This window comes from Micromonospora sp. NPDC049107 (assembly GCF_040648595.1).
Classification (GTDB): Bacteria; Actinomycetota; Actinomycetes; order Mycobacteriales; family Micromonosporaceae; genus Micromonospora.
Window position 1 is genome coordinate 404,744 of record NZ_JBEZEC010000006.1, and the last position, 25,337, is coordinate 430,080.

The following is a 25,337-nucleotide window of genomic DNA, read 5'->3' on the forward strand; positions in this document are numbered from 1 at the left end:
GTACGCTTCCGCTCCACGGCGGGCCGCGCCCATTCGGATCGGAGATGAGCAGACCGATGACCTCTCACCTGTTCGCGATCAGCTTCGACGCGCTCGAACCTCTGCCGCTGGCGCGGTTCTGGTCCGGCATTCTCGGCTGGGAGATCGTCGACGATCCGCGCGAGGGTGTGGGGCTCGTGCCCACCGACGACACCGGGTTCCGACTCCGCTTCGCACCGACCGAGCAGCCGAAGGTCGTCCAGAACCTCATGCACTTCGACCTGACGAGCACCTCGCCGCAGGATCAGGAGCGGACGGTCGCCAGGGCGATCGAGTTGGGTGGGCGGCACCTCGACATCGGTCAGGGCCCGGACGTCGACCACGTGGTGCTGGCCGACCCGGAGGGCAACGAGTTCGACGTGATCCCGCCGGGCAACAACTTCCTCGCCGGCTGCGGGTTCGTCGGCGCGCTGGCCTGCGACGGCACGCCGGAGGTCGGCTATTTCTGGGCCGAGGCGCTCGGTTGGCCGCTGGTCTGGGACCAGGACCAGGAGACCGCCATCCAGTCCCCGCGCGGCGGCACGAAGATCACCTGGGGTGGGCCGCCCTACATGTCGCGTGCGGGCGAGGGTCGGGTGCGCCTCGACCTCGCGCCACCCGTCGACGGTGACCAGCAGGCGGAGGTGGACCGTCTGCTCGCCCTCGGCGCGAGCCGGATCGGCACCGATCAGGCCGGTCGGGTCGTGTTGGCTGATCCCGACGGCAACGAGTTCTCCGTGCTGACCCCCCGCTAGCCGGTTGGACAACTGTCCCGCCGGTGGGTCAGAGTGGTCCGTCGTGAGATACCTGCGCAGCGGTGGTCCCGCCGCGATCCGGAGACCCCGGCCGACCGACGTCGACGAGTTCGTGGCGGCCGTGCGGCGGAGTCGGGACCTGCACCATCCGTGGCTGGCCGCGCCGGAAACGCCCGAGGAGTACGACCGTTACCTCGCCCGGATCCGCCGCCGGGACAGCGCCGGATACCTGATCTGCGACCGGGCCAGCGGAGCGATCGCCGGCTACGTGAACATCAGCGGCATCGTGCTCGGCGCGCTGCGCGGCGGGTACCTGGGGTACGCGGCGTTCGAGCCGTACAGCGGGACCGGGCACGCCTCGGCGGGCATCGCCCTGGTCATCGACCACGCGTTCACCAGCGTCGGGCTGCACCGCCTGGAGGCGAACATCCAGCCCGGCAACGAGCCGTCCCGGCGGGTCGCCCGCAAGCTCGGCTTCCGCCTGGAGGGCTTCTCCCCGGACTACCTCTTCATCGACGGCGCGTGGCGCGACCACGAACGCTGGGCCATAACCGCCCCACCCCCCTAACCCCCACCCAACCCCCCACCCCCACCCCCACCCCCACCCCCCCACCCGCGTGATCAAGAGGTTTGCGTCACGACACGCCGAGGCGATGACGCAAACCTCTTGATCAACAGGGCCTGACCCCGGTGGGGACCGGGAGAACTCCGGTGGAGGTGGACCTGCCGCCGGGACTGACGTTTGTCCTGGGCTGCGACGGGAAACGGCCGGCAATGACGAAACCTCGTGTGGTGATCGTGGGGGCCGGGTTCGCCGGTTACCACGCGGCGAAGACGTTGAGCCGGATCGCCCGGGACCGGGCCGAGATCGTGGTGCTGAACTCCACCGACTACTTCCTGTACCTGCCGCTGCTGCCCGAGGTGGCCGCCGGGGTGGTCGAGCCGTCGCGCATCGCCGTGCCGCTGACCGGAACCCTCAAGGGTGTACGGGTGGTGATCGGCGAGGCGGACCACGTCGACCTGCAGAACCGCTGGGTCGGCTTCACCCAGCCCGAGGGGGAGAAGAACCGCCTGGCGTACGACCGGCTGGTTCTCGCCGTGGGCAGCGTCAACAAGCTGCTGCCGATCCCGGGCGTCACCGAGTACGCGCACGGCTTCCGCGGCCTGCCCGAGGCCGTCTACCTGCACGACCACATCGTGCGCCAGGTGGAGTTGGCCGAGCAGGCCGAGGACCCGGCCGAGCAGCGGGCCCGCTCCACCTTCGTGGTGGTCGGCGCGGGGTACACCGGCACCGAGGTCGCCGCGCACGGCCAACTGTTCACCGACGCCCTGCACGCCCAGCGACCCCGGCTCACCGTCCGGCCCCGCTGGATGCTGCTCGACGTCGCCCCCCGCGTGCTGCCTGAGCTGGACAAGAGAATGTCCGACACGTCGCACAAGGTGCTCAACAAGCGCGGCGTGGACGTGCGGATGGGCACCTCGGTGGCCGAGGCGACCTGCGACGGGGTCAAGCTCACCGACGGCGAGTACGTCCCCACCTGCACGCTGGTGTGGTGCGTGGGCGTACGCCCCGACCCGTTCGTCAACGAGTTGGGCCTGCGCACCGAGCGGGGCCGACTGGTCACCGACGAGTACCTCAACGTTCCCGGCTATCCGGAGGTCTTCGCCTGCGGTGACGCGGCCGCCGTGCCCGACCTGGTCAACCCGGGGCAGATCTGCGGCATGACGGCGCAGCACGCGGAGCGGCAGGGCAAGCGGGTGGCGCACAACATCGCCGCGTCGTACGGGTTCGGCACGCGCCGGCCGTACAAGCACCACGACCTGGGCTGGGTGGTCGACCTGGGTGGCAAGGACGCCGCCGCGAACCCGCTGCACGTCAACCTGGCCGGGCTGCCCGCCAAGGCGGTCACCCGGGCGTACCACCTGATGGCGATGCCGGGTAACCGCACCCGCGTGGGTGCCGACTGGGTGCTCGACGCCGCGCTCACCCGCTCGGCGGTGCAGTTGGGGCTGGTCCCGGCGAACGCGGTGCCGCTGGAGAGCACCTCACCCGAGGTCGCGACGCGGGGTCGGTGAGCGGGGCGGGTTTGCCCGTCGCGGGCCGTACTCGCGCAGCAGGATCTGGACGATGCCGGCGGCGGGGATGGCCAGCAGCGCGCCGAGCAACCCGGCCAACTCCGCCGCGAGCAGCAGGCTCAACAGCACGGTCAGCGGGTTGAGCCGGACCGCGCGGGCGAGGATGAGCGGCTGCAGCAGGTGGTTCTCCACCTGCTGGTAGACGACGAAGAAGACGAGCACGACGACGCCGGCGGTGGGGGAGTGCAGGAACCCCGCCCCGGCGGCGAGCACCGCGCCGATCGTCGCGCCCACCAGCGGTATCAGGTCGGCCACCGCGACGAGCAGCGCGATCACCCCGGCGAACGGCACCCCCGTGAGGCTCAACACCAGGAACGTCAACCCGCCACAGATCACGCTGATCAGCAGGTTGCCGGTGAGGTAGCCGGTGACCGTCCGGGACACCTCCCGGCCGACGCGGCGCAACCGCTCGCCCTGACCGTCCCCGGCCACCGCGAGCACGCCGCGGGTGATCCGCGGCGATTCCAACACCATGAGGTACGCCAGCACGACGACCGTGACCAGCCCCGCGACCCCCTCCGCCACGCCACGCAGCACCCCGACGGCGGGTTGCCGCAGCCGGGCACCGGCATTCCGCAGCTCGTCCGCGTGCGCGCTGGCGTAGCGCCGTACCCCGGTGCGTTCCAGGAACTCACCCAGCGGACCGCGCCCGGCGCGCGCGTCGCGCAGCAGCTCGGGCCCCCGCTCGGCGAACCGGCCCACCTCGTCCAGCAGCGGCACCAGGATCACCGTGGCCAGGACCGCCAGCACGACGAACGCGGCGAGGAAGACGAGCAGCGTGGCCAGCGCCCGGCGGCGGACGAACCGGCGTTGCAGCCGGTCCACGGCCGGTTTGAGCGCGACCGCGAAGAAGGCGGCCACCACCGTCCAGACGAGCACCCGACGGGTCGCGTACACGAAGGCGAGCGCGAGCGCGGTGGCCAGCACCAGCCCGATCACGACCAGGGTCCGGCGGGCGGTGGCCCGATCTTCGGCGTTGCTCACCCGCCGGGCCTTCCCCGCCCAGACCGCAGGAAACCCGGCATCCCGGCCGGTTCGCCCTACCTCAGACGTCGGTGTCGAGAAGCGGGTGCGCGCCGGCCACGAAGGTGTCGAGGGCGGCGGCGTGCAGCAGCCCACCCACGATCGGGTCGCGCAGCGCGGCCACGGCGAGCCGACCGACCGGCAGCCCGCCGGGGCGGTGCGTCGCGGCGAGCACCAGGTTGCCGTAGCGCCGACCCCGCAGCATCCGGCGGTCGCCGAAGACGCAGACGTCCCCGAAGACCGCCCGCAGCGTCGCCACCTGCACCCGGGTGCCGACCAGCGGTGGCAGGTCCGTCACGTTGACCAGGTAGAGCCCGCCGGGCCGCAGGACACGGGCCACCTCGGCGGCGAACTCCACGGTGCGGACGTGTCCGGGCATCCGGGCAGCCTGGTAGATGTCGGCGATCACCAGGTCGTACCCGTCCGCCCCGGCGGCGGTGACCGCCTCCCGCGCGTCGCCGACCGCCACCCGCACCTCGGGTGGCAGCGGCGGCAACTCCCGCGCCACCAGGTCGACCACCGCCCGGTCCCGTTCCACGACCCGCTGCGCCGAGCCCGGCCGGGTGGCGGCCAGCCAGCGGGGCAGCGTCAACGCGCCGCCGCCGAGGTGCAACACGTCCAGGGGTACGCCCGCGGGGGCCGCCAGCTCCACGGCCGACGCGATCCGGCGGACGTACTCGAAGTGCAGGTGCCGGGGATCCTCGACATCCACGTACGACTGCTCGACGCCGGCGGAGAGCAGCGTCCGTCCGGTCCTGCGGACCGGATCGGCGACCAACTCCAGACGGTCGGCGGCGCGGTTCATGACGGCACGCTAACCGAGCGGCCGACGGGCCGGCGGCGCGGGAGCACCCGCGTCCGCCGGCCCGCGTACGCCGTAGCGGTGGTCAGCCGCCGGCCATCCCGGCGCCGACCTCGTCGATCGCGTCGTCGATCGCATGGGCCAGGTCCACGTCCAGCGCGCTCACCCCGTCCGCCTGATTGGTGCGGACGGTCAGCACAGCCGCCGTGTCGCCGGGACGCCCGATGCTCGGGCCACGGCCGGTCTCCTGGCGCAGCCGGTCGAGCCGGGCGAGCACCCGGTCGAGGTTGTCCGGCGGCAGCGCGACCACCCGGTACAGGGCGGTGGTGTCGCCGGCCCAGTACGGCAGGTCGTCCAGCGCCGCCTGGACCTGCTCCTCGTCCAGGGTGGGCGTGGTGGTGGAGGCCCCCACGATGCCGCCGCCGGCCGCTGGCGGGTTCAGCAGCTCCCGCAGGCCGTCGGGGACGTGCAGGGACTCGATCAGGTCGCCGTCCTGGTCGGCGAGCGCGGCCATCGTCGCCTCCGCCTGGTAGCGGGCCTGCTCCGGCGTACGCCCGCTGATCCGGCCCACCTCGGCCAGGAAGCCGGGCAGATCGCGGTGCCGCTCGATGCCGTCCACGGGCACCACGTCGTGCAGCGAGTTCGGCACGGCGGCGAGCAGTCGTTGCCGCTCCGCCGTGTCGAGCGCGAAGGCCAGCACCAGCACGGTCGCCTCGGCGCCCACCTTCGCCGTCCGGAAGTCCACCCCGGACCGACGTCGGACATCCTCGACCAGATCCCGGTATCCCAGACTTGTCACACCGGCCGCGCCACCGGGAGGCGGCTGCGGTCGCGGATTGTCCGGGGTACCCCTCGACGGCGGGGCCGGTCCACCACGCGTGGTGTCCGCCTTGTGCCGTCCGGCCGGCGGCGGGCCGGCCCGTCTGCTCTGGTCCAGGCTGGTGAGCTGTTTGGAGGCGCTCAGGCTCGCGCCGTACTCGCTGGGCTGGCCGCCCTGTTCGCGGGCCTGCCGGGCCAACGCCCGGCGGCGCTGGTTGTCGCCCTCCATCTGCTTGCGCATCGTGACGCCCCTTCCGCTGGGGATCGATCCTGCGACGGTCGCGTTCCCGTCGTCCCGGGAGCCGAAACGGACGCTGCCGGCCGAGTAGGGCTGAGCGTCGGCCGGGCTTCATCCGCCCGGGGTGAGGGGCGCTCACCCGTGCGGCCCGCAGGATCGGGGCAGGAGGCAGTTCTTCCGAGGTACGCGGAAGGAAGGTCGTCATGAAACGGATCGTCGAGATCGTTCCCGCTCGACCCGGCTGGTACGCCCGCTGGCAGCTCACGCCCGACGCCACCCGGTGCTACCCGGTGAGCCTGTGGGCGCTGCTGGAGGAGGCCGACGGAACCGGCCGGGAAGTGGTCGGAATGGACTGCATCGGCCAGTGGCCGGGTGCGGACGACAACGAGGCGGGTGGGGAGTTTGTCCGCTACCTGTACCAGACGCCCGACTCGGGGGAACCCGACGACATCGAACCTCCGTCGACCGTCGAACTGCGCGACGGCGGGCCCCGACTCCAGCCGATGACCGCGCCCTAGGCATTTCTCCGGCCCCCGGCCCCAGGTCCCAGGGTCGGGGGCCCCCTCGCGCGTGGGGTGGTCGCTCGGTGCGGCCGTCAGCCGGTGGCGCGCAGCTCGTCGTCGCCCTGCACGGCCAGCAGCTCGGTGAGGCCGGTGCGATCCAGCAACTGCTGGATCTGCGGGCTGACCCCGGTGAGCCGGATCGCGCCGACGCTCCGACGCGCGATCAGCAGGGCGCTGAGCCCGGACGAGTCGCAGAGGCCGACGCCGCTCAGGTCGATCGTCACCTGCGGCTCGCCGTGCAGGCCGGCCGCGGCGGCCACCAGCTCCGGCGCGGTGTCGTAGTCGAGCTCGCCGGTCAGCCGTAGCCGGACGTGACCGGCGTCGGGCCGGCTCACCTCGATGGTCAACAGCTGGTGGGGCATTGCACCATGTTCCCAGTCCGCACGCGGAACGCAAACCCGGGGGCTGCGCGTCGCCGGATCACGCCGTGGCGGCGGACGCCTCGGCGTCGGGGCCGCCCTCCGGACGAGCGATGGGCACCGGCCGACCGAGGAGCGTCGCCACCCCGGTGATGTCCAGGATCGTCGCCAGGAAGCGCGGGACCGAGCGCAGCCGCAGCCCGGCGCCGACCGCCTGGCCCTCCCGCCAGGCGTGCACGATCACGGCGAGACCGGTGCTGTCGATGAAGGTCAGATCGGCGAAGTCCAGCACGATCGCGCGTGGCGCGTCGGCGAGGATCCGGTCGATCTCGGCGTGCAGAGGGGCCGAGGTCGCGTACGCCAGCTCGCCGCCGACGCGGATCAGGGGCACGTCGGGGTCGGACCGGTCGACGGCGACGCTCAGTGGCTTCGCGTCGGCCCTACGCCCTTCCGACAGCACGATCAGGCCCCTTCCCCCGGGCCGGCACTCCGACCGGCGCGAGGGGATCGTAACAACCGTCGAGCGGGGCCGCTCGCTACCGGAACCGGGGCCCGACCTGCTGTCGGATGCCGGTCACGGCGCACCGGCGTAGGGTGGGTGGACAGTGCACGTTCGGGTGGACGACAAGGAGTGAGGCTCAGCTGGTGACTGCTTCCGACGTCAGGGACTGGGACCCGGGCGACGGACGGATCTCCACGCCGAGTACCACACGGGCCCCGGCGTGGTCCGCCGACGCACCGTCCTGGCCCGCGCCCGCGCTGCCGCCGTTGGCCCCCGACCGTGACCAGGCCACTCCGGACTGGTCCGAGGTCGTCGAACACTTCCGCGAGGGCCTGGTGGTCTGCGACGCCGACGGTGTCGTCCGGCACGTGAGCCCGGTGGCCGAGCGGCTGTTGCCCGAGGTGGTACCCGGTGAACCGCTGGCCGCGTCCGGCGTGCCGGGGTTGGGCGAGGGCGTGCCCGGGAACTTCACCCACCACGACCGTCGGCTCACCGCCCGCCGGATGCCGCTGTCCGCCGGCCGCTGCTGCTGGTACGTCGAGGACGTCACCGAGAGCGTCAGCCGCGCCGACGCGTTGCTCGCCGAGCGGGCCCGGTCGGCCTTCCTGGCCGTGGTGGGCGACAAGCTGGGCAACCCGCTGCACCCCGACCGGGCCGCCGCCGCGGTCGTTAGACTCGCCGTGCCGACCCTGGCCGAGGTGGCGGTGCTGGTGCTCGCGCCCCGCGCGGGGCGGGTCCGCTGGTGGCGGGCCACCCGGGTCGACGACGAGGCCCCGATGGTCGACGGCGGCGTCCTGACCGGCGTCACCCTCCCCGCGGCCATCGCCGACGGGCTGACCGGTGTCGAGCCGCACACGGTCGACTGGCTGGTGGAGCAGGCGGTCGACGCCGGCTGGCTGCCCGGCCTCACGGGCGTCGACAGCACCGCCCGGGTCGTCCCGCTGCCCGGCCGCGACACCCCCGTCGGGGTGCTGTTGGTCGCCCGGCGCTCCAGCCGCTGGTACGACGAGGACGACGTCGAGTTGATCCGGGCGTTCGCGGCCCGCGCCGGCGCGGCGTTGACCACCGCCCAGCTCTACCGCGACCAGGCGGAGGTCGCCGACACCCTGCAGGCCAGCCTGCTGCCGGTCGAGCCGACCGAGACCGCCGGCGTGCAGTGGGGCACCGCGTACCGTCCGGCGCAGGCGGGACTGCGCATCGGCGGCGACTTCTACGGCTCGCACCGGCTCGCCGACGGCGGTTCCGTCTTCTTCCTCGGCGACGTCTCCGGCAAGGGCGTCGAGGCGGCCGTGTTCACCGGTCAGCTCCGCCAGTGCCTGCAGGCGCTGCACCGGGTGGAGTCCCACCCGGGCCGGCTGCTGCGGCTGCTCAACGACGCCCTGTTCGAGACGACCCAGGCCAACGGCCAGGGCCGCTTCGCCACCATCGTGCTGGGCGTGGCCCGTCCGCAGCGCGACGGAGGCGTCACCCTCACGATGGCCGGGGGCGGGCACCTGCCGCCGCTGGTGCTGCGCGGCTCGGGCGAGGTTGAGGTGGTGCCGCTGCGCGGCATGCTGATCGGGGTGGTGCCCGACCCGCGCGTCGGCGAGGTGACCGTACGCCTGGCGCCGGGCGAGACCTGCCTGCTCTACAGCGACGGTGTCACCGAGGCCCGTGGGGGTCGTCGCGGCGACGAGCAGTTCGGCGCGGAGCGGCTGGTGACGGCCGTGACGGATTGCCAGCGCATGCCGGCGCCGGCCCTGGCCGAGCGCGTCGAGCAGGTCACCTGTGACTGGCTGGGGCACGGCGACCACGACGACATCGCCGTCCTGGCGCTGCGCGCGGTCAGCCCCGGTCGTGGCGCGCGGCACCTGCACGCCGTTCCCCCGCCGACGACCGCCGACGAGCAGAGGATGAGCCCCGCGTGACCGCCCCCGCCGCGACAACGGAACCGACCGACGCCTACCCCGGCTATCTGGCCTGCCTCGCCGACGCCGACGAGTACGCCGCGATCGACGTGGCGATCGGCCTGCTGGAGGCGGGCGTGCCGCCGGAGCGGGTGCTGCTCGACCTGGTCGCGCCGGCACAGGCCGAGGTGGGTGAGCGGTGGGCCCGCAACGAGTGGAGCGTGGCGCAGGAGCACGCGGCCACCCACATCAGCGAGCGGGTGGTGGCCGCCGTGGCGGCGCACGCCAAACCGCGTGCGACCGGCGGTCATGTCGTGGTGGCCTGCATGGACGGCGAGTGGCACGCCCTGCCGCCCCGGCTGGTGGCCGAGGTGCTGCGGCTCCGCGGTTGGCAGGTGACCTTCCTGGGCGCCAGCGTGCCGGCGGCGCACCTCGTGTCGTACCTGCACCGGCACGACGCGCAGGCGGTCGCGCTGGCCTGCGCGCTGCCGATGCGGCTGCCGCACGCCCACCGGATGATCGAGGCGTGCCGGCGTTCGGACGTGCCGGTCGTGGTCGGCGGGCGGGGCTTCGGCGCGGACGGCCGGTGGGCGGCCCGGCTCGGCGCGGCCTGGGCGCCGAACGCGCCGGCGGCGGCCGAGTTGATCGCCGACGAGCGGGCGCTACGGCGGGCGCCGGCGGCGCGACTCGCGCACCTGGCCGACGACGAGTACGCGAGTCTGGTCCGCCGCCGTGGCGATCTGATCGACAGCGCGCTGACCGATCTGCGGGCGAAGGCGCCGGCGACGCGCGAGTACACGGCCACCCAGCTCGACTCGACGGTGAGCGACCTGGGTCACATCCTGGACTCGCTGGCCGCCGCGTTGTACGTCGACGACGCCTCGCTGTTCACCGAATTCGTCGACTGGCTCGCGGAGATCCTGACGAGCCGGCGGGTGCCGGCCAGCGCCGTCGAACTCACCCTGGAGCACTTCGCCGCCGAGCTGCGGGACTACCCCCGGGCAGCGCACGCGCTGGCCCTGGGGCGTGCCGGGCTGGCCGCCGCGTCCCGTTCCGCCGGCTGACCCGGGTCGGCCAGACGATCACCACGCGCTGCGGAGCGTCGTACCCCCCTGCGTATACTTGCCGCACTGCAAACGTCCCACCCGCCGGTGGAGCGAGCGAGGGGGAGACGGTGACGTTCAGTGTCAGCGACGCCGAGCGCGAGGGCGGTGTCGCCTGCCTGCGGCTCGCCGGTGAGCTGGACCTGAGCACCGCCGACGAGCTGGCCGCCGCCATCGACCGGCTCACCGCCGCCGGTGAGCGCCGGGTGCTGCTCGACCTCACCGACCTGACCTTCTGCGACTCCACCGGGATGGCGGTGTTCGTCCGGGGCGACAACCAGGCCGCGGCCGACGGGGGCTGGCTGAGGATCACCGGCGCCGCCGGTCGGGTCGAGCGCGTGTTGCGGATCACCGGTCTGGCCGACGTGCTCCGCTACGTTCCCGACACGGCTGACCCGGCGTCCCACAGCGCCCTCTGATGGGCTAGATTTCCCCGCCAGCATGGTGACCGTCCGGTTTCCATTCTCCGCCGACACCCGAGGCAGGTAGTGATGGGCGACAGCCCGCAGCCGGTACGCATCCTGGTGGTCGACGACGATCCCGGCGACGTGCTGATGATCGAGGAGGCGTTGGCCGACTCCGACGTCGAGAAGATCATCGACGTGGTGAGCGACGGCGAGGAGGCGATGGAGTTCCTCCGGGCCGAGGGTCGCCACTCCGGGGCCCGCCGGCCGGACGTGATCCTGCTCGACCTCAACATGCCGCGGATGGACGGGCGTCAGGTGCTCGGGGCGGTCAAGCAGGACGAGGATCTGCGGACCATTCCGATCGTGGTGCTGACCACCTCGAACGCGGACACCGACATCGTCGGCAGCTACACGTTGCAGGCCAACGCGTACGTCACCAAGCCGATCGACCTGGACGACTTCAACGACGTGGTGCGCCGGATCGACGAGTTCTTCGGCCGCGTGGTCGTGCTGCCCAAGCGCCCCTGATCCGCCCGTCCCGCGCATGCTGAACAATTTTCCCGAACCGCCTCGGTGGATGTCGTCGCGCCCGAGGATCCAGGTGGGGAAGTAACAGCGGCTGCCTGGGGGCGACAGTATGAGGTTCTCCGTCGTGAAGACCGGCTACGACCAGCGACAGGTGGATTCCTGCCTGGATGAGCTGGGGATCAGGTTGTCCCGGCTCGCGGCGCGGGCGGAGGGCGCGGCCGGGGCGACCCGGGAGTGGGACGAGATCCGCCAGGAGGCGACCTGGCTCAGCGGGCTGCTCCAGCGACTGGACCTGGGCGACGCCGCCGCCACCCGCCGGGCCGGCGACGCGGTGCGTCAGGAGGCGGACGAGATCCTGGCGCAGGCCCGTCGCGCGCTGGACGAGGCCCGCGAGGAGGCCCGTCGGGTCCGGGAGCAGGCGTACGCGGATGCCGTGCAGGCCCGGCGTGACTTCGAAGAGGCGCTGCACGCGCGCCGCCGTCGCGAGGCCCTGGCGGACGAGATCCTCGTCGGCGTGACGGTCGAGCCGGTGCCGGCCGACACGCCCACGGCGGCGGCCGGCACCCGCTGAGACGGCCTCAGGCGAGCAGCGCGGCCGCCACGGTGGTGGCCCGGTCCTCGTGCGGGGCGTACGCGTCGGGGTACGCCGAGACCTGCACGGCCTGGGCGGCGGCGGTGAGGCTCATGTCCTGCCAGCCGGGGATCTCGGCGAGGGCGGTGTAGAAGGCCTGGGCGGCGTACGACGGGCGCATCAGCTCGGCGACCGTGCCCCACCCGCTGCTGGGCCGCTGCTGGAACAGCCCGACCGAGTCGTGGTCGGAGCCGCTGCCCTGGTGCGGGTACTCGCTCGACTCCGGCAGCACGTCGCTGGCCAGGTTGTAGAGGTTGCTCTCCTGCATCGCGGTGGCGAGCGCCACGACCAGGGCGCGACGCGGCATCTTCAGCCCCACGCCGACGTCCACGATGATCTTCGCGTTGTCCATCTGCTGCTGGTCGAGCCCGGCGACCGGGCGCGGCCGGCGGGGCTTGACCGGCTTCTTCGGCGCCTTGCGGGTGACGGTGGGCGTCGGGGTCGGCGCGGCCGTCGGGTTGGGCAGGACCCGGGCCGGGGCGAGGTCGCGGTCCAGCGACCGGGAGGCGCGCTCGTCGGCGATGGCGGCACGGTCGGCCAGCGCGTCGGCGATCGGCCGGACGGGCTGCGGGGCTTCCTGCCCGTCGCGGGCGGCGGCGAACGCGCCCAGGCCGAGGCAGCAGGTGACGCCGGTGGCCAGGGCGACCCGGACCGGGGTGGAGCCGAGCAGGGCGCGGCGCGGCGGCGGTTCGGGGGCCCGGTGACGGCCGATCGTCCGTTCGGTTGATGCGGCGTCCCTCGTGCGGGTGGTCGAGGGCGCGTCGGTCAGCTTCTGGGCGGTGGGGTCGTCGGGATGCACCCGCCGAGGCTAGATAGTCGGTCGCCCGCTGCCATCGGCCCTAACAGTGGCATGCGCCACAATTTGCCCGAATCGTGGGCGTGGCAATGGGCGAAAGCCGGTTATGTCGGCACAACTTCGCCGATCAGACGAGACGGGTATTTCCGATTCGCCAGGTGAAGGTGGTCATCGCGCCCCACCGAGAGGTGATGTTCTGCGGGGCTCCGGTCATCCCCCTGTCGGGTGATGCGGGGGTCCACCGAACGCCTGACCACGATGCGTGTCGGTGGCGGATGGGTCATCGCGGTCCGGCGGTAGCACTCCGATGAGCGTGATGACTCTCAGGCATCAAGATGCTCCAGAGTCATCAGGCTCATCAGGGAGAGTGCCACCCGCCGCTGATGCCGTCCGGCCGACAAGGGCCCGCCCTCAGTGCCGACCGTTCTCGGCCGGGGTGACGGTCAACCGGTGCCGCGTGTTGTCGCTGCTGGAGAAGGGCCAGAGCCGATCGGCGTACTCGACCAGGTCGGCCAACTGCGCCCGGCTCAGACCGGCCGACGAGATCGAGGCGTGCACGTCGGCCCGGTACCGGCCGTCGTCGTCGCGCCCCAGCTTCGCCTCGGCGCGCACCTGGACCGTGTGCGCCTCGTCGGTGATCTCCCCGGCCGCCTCCACGGCGGCGTGGTGCAGGCAGGAGGCGAAGGCCGCCGCCAACAACTGCTCCGGTCTCAGGCCGGTGCAGTGCGCCGCCAGCGGCGACGCGAGCGGCGTGGAGAGCCCGCCGTCATCGGTTCGGACGTGGCCACCCTCGGCGGTGGCGGTGGCCTCATGCAGCCAGGAACTCGGACTCGGCATCGCGTTCCTCCCGTCGCTCACCCGCCCGGCTACCCGGCCGAGGGCGGACGAAACGCTCAGCTCAGCTCCCGTCGACGACCGACAGCGCCTCGGTGGGCTGCGCCGCCGCCCGCTCGGTCCACGGCGACGGCGACGGCGACAGCGACCGCTGCGTGGGGATCGCCATCGGTACGTACACCCGGGCGTCCACGACCTCGGCCAGCAGCAGCGCCGCGACCAGGCTGGTCGGACGCCCGGCGGGATCGTCGTCCAGGCAGCAGCGGCACAACTCGGACACCTCGGGCGGGAGCCCGTCCACCTCCGGCAGCGGCTCGGGCGGCCGGGACCGGCGCGCGGCCAGCAGTTCGGCCGGGGTCTGGGCCCGGTACGGGAGACGACCGGTGAGGCAGTAGTAGAGCAGCACGCCGAGGGCGTACATGTCGGCGGCCGGCGTCGCGGGGGCGCCGTCGAGCTGTTCCGGCGCCAGGTACGCCGGGGTGCCGAGCAGTATGCCGTCGGGCATCGGGTCGGCCGTGCCGGTCGGGGTGGCGATGCCGAAGTCGAGGACCTTCACCCCCGCCGGGGTGAGCATGACGTTGGCCGGCTTGACGTCGCGGTGCACGATGCCGCTCGCGTGCGCGGCGGACAGCGCGGCGGCGACCTCCGCGCAGACCCGCACGGAGATGCGCCAGTCCAGCGGGCCCGCCCGCAGGTGCGCCGCGAGGGTCTCGCCCTCGGCCAGCTCCATGACGATGTAGGGGACCCGGCGGCCGGGAAGCGTCGAGGAGGTGCCGAAGTCGTGCACGCTCGCGACGTTCGGGTGCACCAACCGGGCCGCCGAGCGGGCCTCCGTGCGGATCCGGTCCACCGTGTCGTGGTGGCCGTCCGGGCCGGGCGCGATCAGCTTCACGGCGACCGGTCGGTCCAGCACCCGATCGTGGGCCCGCCACACCTCGGACATCCCGCCGACGCCGATGCGCTGTTCGAGCTGGTACCGCCCGTCCAGCGTCCGCATCGACAACTCCTCATTCTCGTCCCGCCCGGCGGCGGGGCCTGGGAATCGCGGTACCCGGGGGCCGAGCTGGGCAAACCGCGTCGGCCGCCGATCACGCCGTACCTCGGCCGGGGTCACCGCCGGGTGCGGTAGCTTGCGACCCAGGGCCGTACGCACCGAGCGTGCCGGCATCGTCACGCAAGGGAGCGCCGCGATGGGCGAGGTCACCGTACGCTTCGTCGGCGGTCCCGCGGACGGGCTGGTCCGCGCGGTACCGGCCGAGCCGGACGGCGCCCCTCCGCAGCGGTGGATCATGCGGCATCCGGGCGGCACCGGCCCGACACAGCCCGGCCCCGACCACCTCTACGAGCGCGACCAGCCCGACGGCCACGGCGGGTGGAGCATGCGCTTCGTCCGGACCGACGCGTACGGGGTGTCCGAGTGACCGCGGTCGGAGGCTGAGCGGTGGCTCGGCGGCCCGGCCGCACAGCTGGCACACAGGCGGCGCAGAGGCGCGACACAGCGGAGGTGTCCACGATGGGGGGCATGGTCATCCAGGGGCAGACCGTGCCGGGCCGGATCGAGTTGCGCCGCCCGGACGGTGAACCGGTCCGCGTGCTGGTGGTGGACGACGAGGCGACGCTGACCGATCTGCTGTCGATGGCGCTGCGCTACGAGGGTTGGCAGGTGCGCAGCGCCGGCAACGGCATGGCGGCGTTGAGCGCCGCCCGGCAGTTCCAGCCGGACGCCGTCGTCCTCGACGTCATGCTGCCCGACCTCGACGGCTTCCAGGTGCTGCGTCGGCTGCGCGAGCACGCCCCGACCGTGCCGGTGCTCTTTCTGACCGCCCGGGACGCCGTCGAGGAGCGCATCGCCGGGCTGACCGTGGGCGGCGACGACTACGTGACCAAGCCGTTCAGCCTGGAGGAGGTGATCGCCCGGCTCCGCGCGCTGCTGCGCCGCTCGGGCTTCGCGGTCGCCGCCCACGAGGAGGCGCTGCTGACCGTCGGCGACCTCAGCCTCGACGAGGACAGTCATGAGGTCCGCCGTGCCGGCCAGCTCGTCACGCTGACCGCGACCGAGTTCGAGCTGCTGCGCTACCTGATGCGCAACCCGCGCCGGGTGCTCAGCAAGGCGCAGATCCTCGACCGGGTGTGGAACTACGACTTCGGCGGCCAGGCCAACGTGGTGGAGCTGTACATCTCGTACCTGCGCAAGAAGATCGACGCGGGGCGACCGCCGATGATCCACACGCTGCGCGGCGCGGGCTATGTCCTCAAACCCGCTGACTAGGGCACTCGTCCGGCTGCGGCGCTGGTGGGCTGGCCGGTCGCTGCGGACCCGGCTGGTGCTCGCCCTGGTCGCGCTGCTCGCCCTGGTCAGCGTCGCCATCGGCGGGCTCACCACGCTGGCCCTGCGGCACGTGCTGGTCGCCCAGGTCGACACCCAGTTGACGATGGGGGACCGGCCGCGCGACCTGCCGCCGTGGTTCCGCCCGGGTGGCGACCCCGGGCGGCCCGCTGTGCGGCCGGGCGTTGCCGCACCGTCCCCGCCGGAGCCTCCGCGCGGCTTCCCGCCGGGCTCGCTCGCCGTGCGCCGCGCCGACGGCGTCACCACGGCGACGCGGAGCACCGCGAGCGGCAGCCTCGCCGACGTTCCCGCCGCCGACGCCGCACGGCTGGTCGCGCTGCCCACCGACGGCCGGCCCCGCACCATCACCCTCGACGAGGGGGACGTCCGGGCGGTGGCCCGGCAACTGCCCAACGGGGTCGTGGTCGCCGTGGGCATTCCGCTCAGCGGTGTGCGGGACACCGTCTGGGCGCTGGTCGCCGCGCAGGCCGGGGTCGTCGGCCTCGGACTGCTCCTGGCCGGTGGCGCGGGCGCGCTGATCGTGCGGGCCACGCTGCGACCGCTGAACCGGGTGGCCGCCACCGCCGCCCGGGTCACCGAGCTGCCGCTGGACCGGGGCGAGGTGGCGCTCGCCGTCCGGGTGCCGGCCGCCGACACCGACCCGCGTACCGAGGTCGGCCAGGTCGGCGCGGCGTTGAACCGGATGCTGGGCCACGTCGCCGACGCGCTGGCCGCGCGGCAGGCCAGCGAGACCCGGGTACGCCAGTTCGTCGCCGACGCCAGCCACGAGCTGCGCACCCCGCTCGCGGCGATCCGTGGGTACGCCGAGGTGGCCCGGCGGGGCCGCGACGAGGTCCCCGCCGACGTGGCGCACGCCCTGCGCCGCGTCGAGTCCGAGAGCGCCCGGATGACCAGCCTCGTCGACGACCTGCTGCTGCTGGCCCGGCTTGACGCCGGCCGGCCGCTCGCGGCGGACCCGGTCGACCTGTCCGCCCTCGTGGTCGACGCGGTCAGCGACGCGCACGTCGCCGGCCCCGAGCACCACTGGCGGCTCGACCTGCCCGAGGTCGTCATCCGCGTGCCCGGCGACGCCGCCCGCCTGCACCAGGTGGTGGCGAACCTGCTGGCCAACGCCCGCGTGCACACCCCGCCCGGCACGACGGTCACCACCACCCTCGCCGTCGAGGCGGACGCCGCCGTCCTCACCGTCGCCGACGACGGGCCGGGGGTGCCGGCCCAGCTGCGACCGGAGATGTTCGAGCGGTTCGCCCGGGGTGACAGTTCCCGGTCCCGGGCGCACGGCAGCACCGGTCTCGGCCTGGCGATCGTGGCGGCCGTCGTCGACGCGCACCACGGCACGGTCGGCGTCGACAGCCGTCCGGGCCGGACGGTGTTCGCCGTCCGCCTGCCGGATCCCACAGCTGACGCATAGGCGGCGCACGGGGTCCCGCCAGTTCGGCCGCCAAGGCTGGCGGCATGGACCGAACAGACACCCTGTCGACGACGCCCGGCGACCCGGTCGGGCCGCCGCACCCGAGCACGCGCCCCGAGGAACACCCGCCTCCGGCGGGCCGTGCGGCGACCTGGACCCGGCCCGCTCTGCTGGCCCTGCTTTTGGGCACCGGTCTGCTCTACCTCTGGGGCCTGGGCGCCTCCGGCTGGGCCAACTCGTTCTACGCGGCCGCCGCGCAGGCCGGCTCGGTGAGCGGCAAGGCGTTCTTCTACGGCTCGTCCGACGCGGCCAACTCGATCACGGTGGACAAGACGCCCGCCTCGCTCTGGCTGATGGCCCTGTCGGTGCGGATCTTCGGGTTGAACAGCTGGGCGATGCTCGTCCCGCAGGCGCTGTGCGGGGTCGCCTCCGTCGGCGTGCTCTACGCGAGCGTGAAGCGCTGGTATGGGCCGGTTGCCGGCCTGATCGCCGGAGCGGTCCTCGCCGTCACCCCGGTGGCGACGCTCATGTTCCGCTTCAACAACCCCGACGCCCTGCTCGTGCTCCTGCTGCTCGGCGGCGCGTACGCCACCGTGCGCGCGTTGGAGACGGCCAGTACCCGGTGGATCGTGCTGGCCGGCGCGCTGGTCGGGTTCGGCTTCCTGACCAAGATGCTCCAGGCTTTCCTGCTGGTGCCGGTCTTCGCCGGCGTCTACCTGCTGGCCGCCCCGACCGGGCTGTGGCGGCGGGTGCGGCAACTCCTGCTCGCCGGCCTCGCGGTGGTGGTGTCCGCCGGCTGGTGGGTGGCCGTCGTCGAACTCGTCCCGGCCAGCGCGCGTCCGTACGTCGGCGGGTCGCAGGGCAACAGCATCCTGGAGCTGACCCTCGGCTACAACGGTCTCGGCCGGATCACCGGCGACGAGGTGGGCAGCGTCGGCGGCGGCGCCGGACGGATGGGCGGTGGGGGTGGACCGTTCTCGGGGCGGACGGGCCTGCTGCGGATGTTCGACGGCGAGGTCGGCGGTCAGATTTCCTGGCTGCTGCCGGCCGCGTTGATCCTGCTGGTCGCGGGCCTGGTGGTGGCCGGTCGGGCCGCGCGTACCGACCGCACCCGGGCCGGTCTGCTGCTGTGGGGTGGCTGGCTGCTGGTTACCGGACTGATCTTCAGCTTCATGTCCGGGATCTTCCACGCCTACTACACCGTGGCGCTCGCGCCGGCCGTCGGCGCGCTGGTCGGCATCGGCGTCACCCTGCTCTGGCGGCAGCGCCGACCACGGCCCACCCCGGCCGCCGACGCGGACGAGGAACCGGTGCTGGTGCCCCGGTGGCAGCGGTGGCGTCCGCTGGCCGCCACGGCGACCCTCGCCGCCACCCTCGCGGTCACCGTCTGGTGGGCGTGGGTGCTGCTCGGGCGCAGCCCCGACTGGTACCCGTGGCTGCGTGCCGTCGTGCTGGTCGCCGGCCTGCTCGGCGCGGCCCTTCTCCTGTTGACCGTTCGACTGCCCCGGTGGCTGGGGGCCGTGGCGCTGGGCGTCGGCGCGGCGGCGGCCCTCGCGGGACCGGCGGCGTACGCGGCACAGACCGCCGCGACCCCGCACACCGGCTCGATCCCGAGCGCCGGCCCCGCGGTGGCGGGCGGATTCGGCCGCGGTGGCTTCCCCGGCGGACGACCGCCGGGCGGCATGGCGTTCCCCGGCCGCGGGCAGTTCCCCGGCGACGGCCGCAACGGCGCGTCGGTGCCGGGCGGCGAGAACCGCAACGGCAACCAGGACGGCGGGCGGTTCCCGGGCCTTCCGGGCGTAGGGCAGATGCCCGGTGCTCGCGGCGGCGGCATGGGAGGGCTGCTCGACGCCCGCGAGCCCAGCGCCGCGATGCGCGAGTTGCTCGAGCGGGACAGCGACGACTACACCTGGGTGGCGGCCACCATCGGTTCCAACAACGCCTCCGGTTATCAGTTGGCCACCGGCGACCCGGTGATGCCGATCGGCGGGTTCAACGGCAGCGACCCGTCACCGACCCTCGCCCAGTTCCAGCGCTACGTCGCCGACCACAAGATCCACTACTTCATGGGCGGTGGTGGCTTCCGTGCCAACGGTGGCAGCTCGGCCTCGCAGGAGATCTCCACCTGGGTCGAGGAGACCTTCACGGCGCAGACCGTGGACGGGGTCACCGTCTACGACCTGAGCACCGGCGCGGACGCGTCGTGACCGCGCTCGGCAGCCCGCGTCCCGCCGTCCGGACCCGGTCCACCACCACCGGGGCGGTGCTGGACGTGGTGATCCCCGTCCACAACGAGGAGATCGACCTCGGGCCGTGCGTACGCCGGCTGCACGCCCACCTCACCGAGCACTTCCCGTACCCGTTCCAGATCACCGTCGCCGACAACGCCAGCGTGGACGGCACCCTGACGGTCGCCGAGGGACTCCGCGCCGAACTGCCGGGCGTCGAGGTGCTGCACCTGGACGCCAAGGGGCGGGGGCGAGCGCTGTCCGCCGCGTGGTCGGCCTCGTCCGCGCCGGTGCTGGCGTACATGGACGTGGACCTGTCCACCGATCTCGCGGCGCTGCTGCCGCTGGTCGCGCCGCTCATCTCCGGCCACTCCGACCTGGCGATCGGCACCCGGCTGGCGCGTACGTCCCGGGTGGTTCGCGGCGCCAGACGGGAGGTCATCTCCCGGGCCTACAACCTGCTGCTGCGCGGCGCGCTGTTCGCGCGGTTCTCCGACGCGCAGTGCGGGTTCAAGGCGATCCGCGCGGACGTGGCCGGTGAGCTGCTGCCCCTCGTGCGGGACACCGGGTGGTTCTTCGACACCGAGCTGCTGGTGCTGGCGCAGCGGGCCGGGCTGCGCATCCACGAGGTGCCGGTGGACTGGGTCGACGACCCGGACAGTCGCGTCGACATCGTCGCCACCGCCCTGGCCGACCTGCGGGGGATGGGTCGACTCGGGCGGTCCCTGGTGACCGGCGCGCTGCCCCTGGCCGAGCTACGTGCCCAGCTCGGTCGGGCACCGCTGGCCGCGCCACCGGCACAGGTGCCGGTCGGGCTTCCCGGGCAGCTGGTCCGGTTCGCCGCCGTCGGGGTGGCCAGCACGCTGGCGTACCTGCTGCTGTTCGTGACCACCCGGGGCGCCCTCGGCGCGCAGCCGGCGAACCTGCTGGCGCTGTTTCTGACGGCGGTGGCGAACACGGCCGCGAACCGACGGCTGACGTTCGGGATCACCGGTAGCCGGAATGCCGGTCGGCACCACGCGCAGGGGCTGCTGGCGTTCGGCCTCGGCCTGGCGTTGACCAGTGGCGCGCTGGCGGCGCTGCACGCGCTCGTCGCCGTGCCCGCCCGGTCGGTGGAACTGGCCGTGCTGGTGGTCGCGAACCTGGTCGCCACCGTGCTGCGCTTCGTGCTGCTGCGCCTGGGCATGCACCACCGGCGCAGCTAGGTCAGCATCTGCGCGAGGACCTCGACGACGCGCCTGGTGTGCCGCCCGTCGGGGTCCTCGTCGGGGTTCAGGTCGGTCACGCTCATCCCGAGCAGCCGGTCGGCGCGCGCCAGCGGCGTGACCAGTGCGACGAGGTCCGCCCACCGTGGCCCGTCCGGCTCCGGGTAGGTCACCGCCGGCAGGTCGCGCGGATCCACCACGTCCAGGTCGAGGTGCAGCCAGGCCGGCCCGTCGCCGCCGCCGGCCAGGCCCGCCCCGATCGCCCCGGCACCCAGGCGCAGCAGGTCGGCGGCGGGCACCTGGTGGATCGCCGGGTCGATCCGGGCCGCCTCGACACGGCTGTCCTCGTCGGTGGGCGGTCGGTGGCCGAGCAGGTGGACCCGGGCGGGGTCGAGCAGCGCGTCGTCGACGCCGATCGCGGCGGCGGGGCCGTGCCCGGTGACCACCGACAGGTCCATGTCGGCGGCCTCGCCGGTCGGCGACGTCGCGCCGTCGAGGAAGTCGGGATGCGCGTCGACGAACCACAGCTCGGTCGTGCGGGGCAGCGCGCGGCAGATGCCGGGCAGGATCGCGCAGTCGCCGCCGAGCACCAGCGGTCGGTGACCGTCCGCGATCAGCCCACCGATCCGCGCGCTGATCGCGGCGCCGGCCCGGACCAGGCCGGCGGCGTCGATCACCCCGCTCGCCGGCTCCCGGTTCGGGTCCCGCAACCGGGCCTCGTCGATCTGCCCGTCGTCGTCGGCGGCCAGGGCGTCCAGCAGGCCGGCCCGACGCAGGGCGGCCGGCGCCCGTTCCTCGCCGCGCCGAGCGCCGGAGGAGTCCAGTGGCGCGTCCACGACCATCCAGCGCACGCTTCGCAGCCTACCGACGCAGGCCGCTTCCTGTGGCCGGGCTGGGAGTCCTCGGATGTGGGCGCGGTGGCGCGGACGAGCAGCGTACGGTGATGGACAAGTCCGGCTTACTGGGTCAAAAGCCTCATTGCTGCCGCCCCGGGACGCCGGTGTCGAGACGGGCGAGGGGAAGGAGCGGTCGGTGATCCATCTGGCCTACCTGGACGCGGGATCGGGCAGCCTGATCGTGCAGGCCGTCGTCGGCGGGGTGGCCGGCGTCGCGGTCGCCGCCAAGCTCTACTGGCGGCGGCTGGTCGACCGGTTCCGCCGGCAGCCCACCGACCAGCGGTAACGGTCGCGGCGACCATGACGAGCACACCCACCGGGGTACGCCCCGAGCCCGCCTCCTTCCGCGACCCCGCCAACCGGGTCTTCCACGTCGGCGACGAGGTGCTGCGCGGGCTCGACGCCCAGGCCGCCGCGCACTGGCGCACCCTCGCGGCCAGCCCGTTCTTTCCCACGCTCGTCTCGGCGGGCAAGGTCTGCGCCACCGAGGACGCCCCGGCCACGCTGGCGCCCGCGGGCACCGAATGGGCGGCGGTGCTGCGCCACGAACGCATCCCGTTCGTCTCGCACCCGTACGAGTGGTCCTTCGCCATGCTGCGCGACGCCGCGCTGCTGCACCTGGAGATCCTGCGTACCGCCCTCGCCGAGGGGTTCACCACCAAGGACGGCTCCGCCTACAACCTCCAGTGGCGCGGCGCGAAACCCGTCTTCATCGACATCGGCTCCTTCACGCCGGTCCGCGACGGCGAACCGTGGGCCGGCTACCGCCAGTTCTGCCAGACCCTGCTCTACCCGCTGCTGCTCACCGCGCACCTGGGCGTGGACTTCCAACCCTGGCTACGCGCCCAGGTCGACGGCATCGAGGCCGAGCAGTTGCGTCCCCTCTTCGGCGGAACCCGTCGGCTGCGCCCCGGCGTCCTGACCCACCTGCACCTGCACGGCGCGATGCAGCAACGCAACGCCGCCGCCAGCACCACCGACGTCAAGGCCCAGCTCCGGGCCGCCGGCTATACGCGCCAGTTGCAGGCGGCCACCGTACGCGGCATCGAGAAGCTGGTCCGCCGCCTGGCGCACCGCCCCTCCGGCAGCCACTGGTCGGACTACCAGCGCACCTGCGGCTACTCGGCCCGCGACCGGGTCGCCAAGGAGCAGTTCGTGGTCGCCGCCGTGGCCGCCGCCGGCCGCCCGCGCCTGGTCCTCGACCTCGGTGCCAACGACGGCCGGTACTCCCGACTGGCCGCCGGGCACGCCGACTACGTGGTCGCCGTCGAGCAGGACCCGGCGGTGGTCGACGAGCTGTACCGGGCGCTGCGCTCCGAGGGGCAGCAACGGATCCTGCCGCTGGTGGTCGACCTGGCCGACCCGTCCCCGGGCGGCGGCTGGCGCGGCGTCGAGCGCGCCGGCTTCGCCCAGCGGGCGTCGGCGGACGTGGTGCTCGCCCTGGCTCTCGCGCACCACCTGGCGATCGGCCGCAACGTGCCGCTGCCGGAGGTCGTCGACTGGCTGGCCGGGCTGACCGCGCCCGGCGGGGCCGTGGTGGTGGAGTTCGTCCACCCGGACGACCCGATGGCCGCCCGGCTGCTGGCCAACAAGCCCGACGGACTCTTCCCCGACTACCGGCGGGACACCTTCGAACGGCTCCTCGCCGCCCGGGGCCGGATCACCGACCGGCTGGAACTGCCCTCGGGCACCCGCACGCTCTACCGGACGGTGATGGGTGGCTGACCCGCCCGTCGAGACCCCACCCGAACGCGGGCGGTGGGAGCGGGGGTGGCGCGGGGAGCTGGGTCGGGTGCTGGAGATCGTCGCGCTGGTCGGGCTGGTCGTCACCCAGCCGCTGCTGGACGTGCTCGGCCGCAGTCCCGACTTCTTCCTCTTCCACCGCGCCGACACCGGCCAGATCCTGCTGCTGGTCGCGCTGGTGGCGCTCGTACCCACCCTGCCCGTGGCGGCGCTGGGCGCGCTCAGTCGACTGGCCGGCCGGACCGCCCGCGCGCTCACCCATACGCTGCTCGTCGGCCTGCTGGTCGCCGCCCTCGCCGTGCAGGTGGGCCGGCACGTGACGACGCTTCGGGGCGTACCCCTGCTGGCTCTTGCCGGTCTGGCCGGTGTGGCCGGCGCGGCGGCGCACCGGCGGTGGCGGGCCCCGGGCCGTGCGCTGCGACTGGCCGCCGCCGGGCCGCTGGCGTTCGTGGCGCTGTTCCTGTTCGTGTCGCCCACCTCGGCGGTCGTGCTGCCGCGGGGCGACGGCGGCGCGGTCGGCACCGCGCAGGGCGGGGCCGTGCACCCGCCGGTGGTCATGCTGATCCTCGACGAGCTGCCGCTGGTCAGCCTGCTCGGCGGCGACGGCCGGATCGACGCGGCCCGGTTCCCGCACTTCGCCGAACTGGCCGGGGCGTCGACCTGGTACCGCAACGCCACCGGGGTCAGCGGCTGGACGCCCAACGCGCTGCCGGCGATGCTCACCGGTCGCTACCCGGCGCGGTCGGTCGCGCCGCACTACTCGCAGTACCCGGACAACCTCTTCACCGCCTTCGGCGGTCTGTACGACATCCAGGCCGAGGAGAGCATCACCCGGCTCTGCCCGCCCAGCCGCTGCGAACAGCCGGTCGCCCCCGAACAGGGCCTCGGCGTGCTGGTGAAGGAGACCGGCAAGCTGCTCGGCCGGATCGCCGGGCCGACGGAGAGCGCGGTCGACCCGGAGGACTCGTACCGGGAGCGGACGCGGGCCGAGGCCGGCCTGGACGCCGCCGAGCCGGTACCGGCCGACCCCAAGTTCCGCTGGGACAGCCTCGACGACAATCAGCCCGCCCGGTTCACCAGCTTCCTCGCCGGCCTGAAGCCGCGGCCCCGGCCCACCCTGCACTTCCTGCACTTGCTGATGCCGCACTCCCCGTGGGCGTACCTGCCGTCCGGCGCGCGCTACGACGCACCCGAGGATCTGCCCAACGACGGCGCCGGCTGGATCGACCTGGCCCGTCAGCGCCACCTCGCCCAACTCGGCTACACCGACCGGCTGATCGGCGAGACGCTGCGCACGCTGCGTGCCAGCGGCCTCTACGACCAGGCCCTCGTCGTCGTCACCGCCGACCACGGGGTGAGCTTCCGGCCGGGCGCGCAGGGCCGGGGGATGGACGCCATCAGGGCCGCCGCCGGCGAGGTCGCCTGGGTGCCGATGTTCGTCAAGGAACCACGGCAGCAGACCGGCCGGGTGGACGATCGCAACTGGGAACATGTCGACCTGCTGCCCACCGTCGCCGACGAGGCCGGCATCCGCCTGCCCTGGCGGGTCGACGGCCGCTCCGCCCGCCAGAGCCCGCGCGCCGACGCCACGAAACACTTCTACGACACCCCCGGGGAGGCGGTCACCTTCCCCGGCGGGGTGCCCACCCCACCGCCGCTGCCGACACCGCACCGGCTGGTCGGCACCGAGGTACGCGCCGGCCCCAGCGGCGGCAGCGCCCGCGTCGCCGACCTGGCCGCGTTCCGGGCCACCGATCCGGACACCGGCACCCTCCCGGCGCTCGTCTGGGGTGACGTGCCGGACGCCATCCCGGACGGCACGCTGCTGGCCGTCGCCGTCAACGGCAGGATCGGCGCGGTCGTCCCGGTGGTGCCGACCGACCCGGGCGGGCGTCGGTTCGCCGCGCTGCTCACCGACGACCGGCTGTTCCACGCCGGCACCAACCAGCTCGACGTCTATCAGGTCACGACCACGGGTACGCTGCGCCGCCTGGCGCTGTCCTGAAAACCGGCTGTCCGGCGGACTGCCGCGGACGGGTCGTTTGCGGCTTTCGTGGGCTTCCCGCCTGCCGGGATTGCGGGTTTCCCGGCCTGCTGGTCGGGAATC

26 protein-coding genes are annotated in these 25,337 nt (G+C 73.8%); 17 read left to right on the forward strand and 9 right to left on the reverse strand.

Annotated features, from left to right (window positions below):
- Nucleotides 1-56: 56 nt before the first annotated feature.
- The 3 genes from AB0B55_RS17730 to AB0B55_RS17740 all read left to right on the forward strand — a co-directional run bounded on the left by AB0B55_RS17730 (nucleotide 57) and on the right by AB0B55_RS17740 (nucleotide 2,849).
- Nucleotides 57-773, forward strand: coding sequence for a VOC family protein (locus tag AB0B55_RS17730; protein WP_357121776.1), 717 nt, complete (start codon nucleotides 57-59; stop codon nucleotides 771-773).
- Nucleotides 774-816: 43 nt separating this feature from the next.
- A complete protein-coding gene (locus AB0B55_RS17735) occupies nucleotides 817-1,341 on the forward strand; it encodes a GNAT family protein (RefSeq protein WP_357121779.1) in 525 nt (174 codons plus the stop codon).
- A 206-nt stretch (nucleotides 1,342-1,547) separates the two neighbouring features.
- Nucleotides 1,548-2,849, forward strand: a complete 1,302-nt coding sequence (locus AB0B55_RS17740; RefSeq protein ID WP_357121782.1) for an NAD(P)/FAD-dependent oxidoreductase — start codon at nucleotides 1,548-1,550, stop codon at nucleotides 2,847-2,849.
- On the opposite strand, the gene AB0B55_RS17745 is transcribed toward AB0B55_RS17740, so the two are convergent.
- The 3 genes from AB0B55_RS17745 to AB0B55_RS17755 all read right to left on the reverse strand — a co-directional run bounded on the left by AB0B55_RS17745 (nucleotide 2,820) and on the right by AB0B55_RS17755 (nucleotide 5,794).
- Nucleotides 2,820-3,893 carry an AI-2E family transporter gene (locus AB0B55_RS17745; protein ID WP_357121785.1) on the reverse strand — a complete coding sequence of 358 codons (1,074 nt, stop codon included), beginning with the start codon at nucleotides 3,891-3,893 and terminating at the stop codon, nucleotides 2,820-2,822. The two genes, AB0B55_RS17740 and AB0B55_RS17745, sit on opposite strands and share 30 nt — an antisense overlap.
- A gap of 61 nt (nucleotides 3,894-3,954) precedes the next feature.
- Complete coding sequence (locus tag AB0B55_RS17750) at nucleotides 3,955-4,737, reverse strand: fused MFS/spermidine synthase (protein ID WP_357121788.1); 783 nt, start codon at nucleotides 4,735-4,737, stop codon at nucleotides 3,955-3,957.
- 82 nt (nucleotides 4,738-4,819) lie between these two features.
- Nucleotides 4,820-5,794 (reverse strand): DUF2267 domain-containing protein, encoded by a 975-nt coding sequence (locus tag AB0B55_RS17755; RefSeq protein ID WP_357121791.1) that lies wholly within the window; start codon nucleotides 5,792-5,794, stop codon nucleotides 4,820-4,822.
- 200 nt (nucleotides 5,795-5,994) lie between these two features.
- On the opposite strand from AB0B55_RS17755, the gene AB0B55_RS17760 reads away from it, so the two are divergent.
- The gene (locus AB0B55_RS17760; protein WP_355052350.1) at nucleotides 5,995-6,309 is read left to right on the forward strand and encodes a hypothetical protein; all 315 of its coding nucleotides are present in this window, start codon (nucleotides 5,995-5,997) and stop codon (nucleotides 6,307-6,309) included.
- A gap of 77 nt (nucleotides 6,310-6,386) precedes the next feature.
- On the opposite strand, the gene AB0B55_RS17765 is transcribed toward AB0B55_RS17760, so the two are convergent.
- Complete coding sequence (locus AB0B55_RS17765) at nucleotides 6,387-6,716, reverse strand: STAS domain-containing protein (protein WP_357121794.1); 330 nt, start codon at nucleotides 6,714-6,716, stop codon at nucleotides 6,387-6,389.
- Nucleotides 6,717-6,774: 58 nt separating this feature from the next.
- Complete coding sequence (locus AB0B55_RS17770; protein WP_357172236.1) at nucleotides 6,775-7,173, reverse strand: STAS domain-containing protein; 399 nt, start codon at nucleotides 7,171-7,173, stop codon at nucleotides 6,775-6,777.
- A 185-nt stretch (nucleotides 7,174-7,358) separates the two neighbouring features.
- On the opposite strand from AB0B55_RS17770, the gene AB0B55_RS17775 reads away from it, so the two are divergent.
- From AB0B55_RS17775 to AB0B55_RS17795, 5 genes are all read left to right on the forward strand, one after another.
- Nucleotides 7,359-9,122 carry a PP2C family protein-serine/threonine phosphatase gene (locus tag AB0B55_RS17775; RefSeq protein ID WP_357121800.1) on the forward strand — a complete coding sequence of 588 codons (1,764 nt, stop codon included), beginning with the start codon at nucleotides 7,359-7,361 and terminating at the stop codon, nucleotides 9,120-9,122.
- The gene (locus AB0B55_RS17780; protein ID WP_357121803.1) at nucleotides 9,119-10,165 is read left to right on the forward strand and encodes a cobalamin-dependent protein; all 1,047 of its coding nucleotides are present in this window, start codon (nucleotides 9,119-9,121) and stop codon (nucleotides 10,163-10,165) included. The genes AB0B55_RS17775 and AB0B55_RS17780 overlap by 4 nt, the downstream gene beginning before the upstream one ends.
- A 110-nt stretch (nucleotides 10,166-10,275) precedes the next feature.
- Entirely contained in the window at nucleotides 10,276-10,623 is a 348-nt protein-coding gene (locus tag AB0B55_RS17785) for an STAS domain-containing protein (protein WP_357121806.1), read from the forward strand.
- A 72-nt stretch (nucleotides 10,624-10,695) separates the two neighbouring features.
- A complete protein-coding gene (locus AB0B55_RS17790) occupies nucleotides 10,696-11,139 on the forward strand; it encodes a response regulator (RefSeq protein ID WP_357121809.1) in 444 nt (147 codons plus the stop codon).
- A 109-nt stretch (nucleotides 11,140-11,248) separates the two neighbouring features.
- Nucleotides 11,249-11,710 carry an ATPase gene (locus AB0B55_RS17795; protein WP_357121812.1) on the forward strand — a complete coding sequence of 154 codons (462 nt, stop codon included), beginning with the start codon at nucleotides 11,249-11,251 and terminating at the stop codon, nucleotides 11,708-11,710.
- 7 nt (nucleotides 11,711-11,717) lie between these two features.
- Here AB0B55_RS17795 and AB0B55_RS17800 read toward each other — a convergent pair whose 3' ends face one another.
- The 3 genes from AB0B55_RS17800 to AB0B55_RS17810 form a co-directional block, all read right to left on the reverse strand.
- Nucleotides 11,718-12,569, reverse strand: coding sequence for a hypothetical protein (locus tag AB0B55_RS17800; RefSeq protein ID WP_357172238.1), 852 nt, complete (start codon nucleotides 12,567-12,569; stop codon nucleotides 11,718-11,720).
- A gap of 408 nt (nucleotides 12,570-12,977) precedes the next feature.
- A complete protein-coding gene (locus AB0B55_RS17805) occupies nucleotides 12,978-13,403 on the reverse strand; it encodes an OsmC family protein (RefSeq protein ID WP_357121818.1) in 426 nt (141 codons plus the stop codon).
- Between the two features lie 61 nt (nucleotides 13,404-13,464).
- Nucleotides 13,465-14,397, reverse strand: a complete 933-nt coding sequence (locus AB0B55_RS17810; RefSeq protein ID WP_357172239.1) for a serine/threonine-protein kinase — start codon at nucleotides 14,395-14,397, stop codon at nucleotides 13,465-13,467.
- A gap of 193 nt (nucleotides 14,398-14,590) precedes the next feature.
- On the opposite strand from AB0B55_RS17810, the gene AB0B55_RS17815 reads away from it, so the two are divergent.
- The 5 genes from AB0B55_RS17815 to AB0B55_RS17835 all read left to right on the forward strand — a co-directional run bounded on the left by AB0B55_RS17815 (nucleotide 14,591) and on the right by AB0B55_RS17835 (nucleotide 20,591).
- Complete coding sequence (locus AB0B55_RS17815) at nucleotides 14,591-14,821, forward strand: hypothetical protein (protein WP_357121824.1); 231 nt, start codon at nucleotides 14,591-14,593, stop codon at nucleotides 14,819-14,821.
- A 101-nt stretch (nucleotides 14,822-14,922) separates the two neighbouring features.
- Nucleotides 14,923-15,669 (forward strand): response regulator transcription factor, encoded by a 747-nt coding sequence (locus AB0B55_RS17820; RefSeq protein ID WP_357172268.1) that lies wholly within the window; start codon nucleotides 14,923-14,925, stop codon nucleotides 15,667-15,669.
- Nucleotides 15,647-17,158 (forward strand): HAMP domain-containing sensor histidine kinase, encoded by a 1,512-nt coding sequence (locus AB0B55_RS17825; RefSeq protein WP_357172241.1) that lies wholly within the window; start codon nucleotides 15,647-15,649, stop codon nucleotides 17,156-17,158. The genes AB0B55_RS17820 and AB0B55_RS17825 overlap by 23 nt, the downstream gene beginning before the upstream one ends.
- Nucleotides 17,159-17,202: 44 nt before the next feature.
- Nucleotides 17,203-19,365, forward strand: a complete 2,163-nt coding sequence (locus tag AB0B55_RS17830) for a glycosyltransferase family 39 protein (RefSeq protein ID WP_357172243.1) — start codon at nucleotides 17,203-17,205, stop codon at nucleotides 19,363-19,365.
- Entirely contained in the window at nucleotides 19,362-20,591 is a 1,230-nt protein-coding gene (locus AB0B55_RS17835) for a glycosyltransferase (protein WP_357172245.1), read from the forward strand. Before AB0B55_RS17830 ends, AB0B55_RS17835 begins: the two co-directional genes overlap by 4 nt.
- On the opposite strand, the gene AB0B55_RS17840 is transcribed toward AB0B55_RS17835, so the two are convergent.
- Nucleotides 20,588-21,433: an arginase family protein gene (locus tag AB0B55_RS17840; protein ID WP_357172270.1), complete on the reverse strand. Its 846-nt coding sequence runs from the start codon at nucleotides 21,431-21,433 to the stop codon at nucleotides 20,588-20,590. The genes AB0B55_RS17835 and AB0B55_RS17840 overlap by 4 nt on opposite strands.
- A gap of 190 nt (nucleotides 21,434-21,623) precedes the next feature.
- On the opposite strand from AB0B55_RS17840, the gene AB0B55_RS17845 reads away from it, so the two are divergent.
- The 3 genes from AB0B55_RS17845 to AB0B55_RS17855 are packed head-to-tail and all read left to right on the forward strand — an operon-like array spanning nucleotide 21,624 to nucleotide 25,235.
- Nucleotides 21,624-21,773, forward strand: coding sequence for a hypothetical protein (locus tag AB0B55_RS17845; RefSeq protein WP_167517342.1), 150 nt, complete (start codon nucleotides 21,624-21,626; stop codon nucleotides 21,771-21,773).
- A 14-nt stretch (nucleotides 21,774-21,787) separates the two neighbouring features.
- On the forward strand, nucleotides 21,788-23,212 hold the full coding sequence (locus tag AB0B55_RS17850) for a class I SAM-dependent methyltransferase (RefSeq protein WP_357121833.1): 1,425 nt from the start codon (nucleotides 21,788-21,790) through the stop codon (nucleotides 23,210-23,212).
- On the forward strand, nucleotides 23,205-25,235 hold the full coding sequence (locus AB0B55_RS17855) for a sulfatase-like hydrolase/transferase (RefSeq protein WP_357121836.1): 2,031 nt from the start codon (nucleotides 23,205-23,207) through the stop codon (nucleotides 25,233-25,235). Before AB0B55_RS17850 ends, AB0B55_RS17855 begins: the two co-directional genes overlap by 8 nt.
- Nucleotides 25,236-25,337 lie beyond the last annotated feature (102 nt).

Coding starts and splice junctions, on each gene's coding strand:
- AB0B55_RS17730 (WP_357121776.1), top strand. CDS start 57: ATGACCTCTCACCTGTTCGCGATCAGCTTCGACGCGCTCGAACCTCTG.
- AB0B55_RS17740 (WP_357121782.1), top strand. CDS start 1,548: ATGACGAAACCTCGTGTGGTGATCGTGGGGGCCGGGTTCGCCGGTTAC.
- AB0B55_RS17750 (WP_357121788.1), bottom strand. CDS start 4,737: ATGAACCGCGCCGCCGACCGTCTGGAGTTGGTCGCCGATCCGGTCCGC.
- AB0B55_RS17755 (WP_357121791.1), bottom strand. CDS start 5,794: ATGCGCAAGCAGATGGAGGGCGACAACCAGCGCCGCCGGGCGTTGGCC.
- AB0B55_RS17760 (WP_355052350.1), top strand. CDS start 5,995: ATGAAACGGATCGTCGAGATCGTTCCCGCTCGACCCGGCTGGTACGCC.
- AB0B55_RS17765 (WP_357121794.1), bottom strand. CDS start 6,716: ATGCCCCACCAGCTGTTGACCATCGAGGTGAGCCGGCCCGACGCCGGT.
- AB0B55_RS17790 (WP_357121809.1), top strand. CDS start 10,696: ATGGGCGACAGCCCGCAGCCGGTACGCATCCTGGTGGTCGACGACGAT.
- AB0B55_RS17795 (WP_357121812.1), top strand. CDS start 11,249: ATGAGGTTCTCCGTCGTGAAGACCGGCTACGACCAGCGACAGGTGGAT.
- AB0B55_RS17805 (WP_357121818.1), bottom strand. CDS start 13,403: ATGCCGAGTCCGAGTTCCTGGCTGCATGAGGCCACCGCCACCGCCGAG.
- AB0B55_RS17810 (WP_357172239.1), bottom strand. CDS start 14,397: ATGCGGACGCTGGACGGGCGGTACCAGCTCGAACAGCGCATCGGCGTC.
- AB0B55_RS17815 (WP_357121824.1), top strand. CDS start 14,591: ATGGGCGAGGTCACCGTACGCTTCGTCGGCGGTCCCGCGGACGGGCTG.
- AB0B55_RS17820 (WP_357172268.1), top strand. CDS start 14,923: ATGGTCATCCAGGGGCAGACCGTGCCGGGCCGGATCGAGTTGCGCCGC.
- AB0B55_RS17825 (WP_357172241.1), top strand. CDS start 15,647: ATGTCCTCAAACCCGCTGACTAGGGCACTCGTCCGGCTGCGGCGCTGG.
- AB0B55_RS17830 (WP_357172243.1), top strand. CDS start 17,203: ATGGACCGAACAGACACCCTGTCGACGACGCCCGGCGACCCGGTCGGG.
- AB0B55_RS17840 (WP_357172270.1), bottom strand. CDS start 21,433: ATGGTCGTGGACGCGCCACTGGACTCCTCCGGCGCTCGGCGCGGCGAG.
- AB0B55_RS17850 (WP_357121833.1), top strand. CDS start 21,788: ATGACGAGCACACCCACCGGGGTACGCCCCGAGCCCGCCTCCTTCCGC.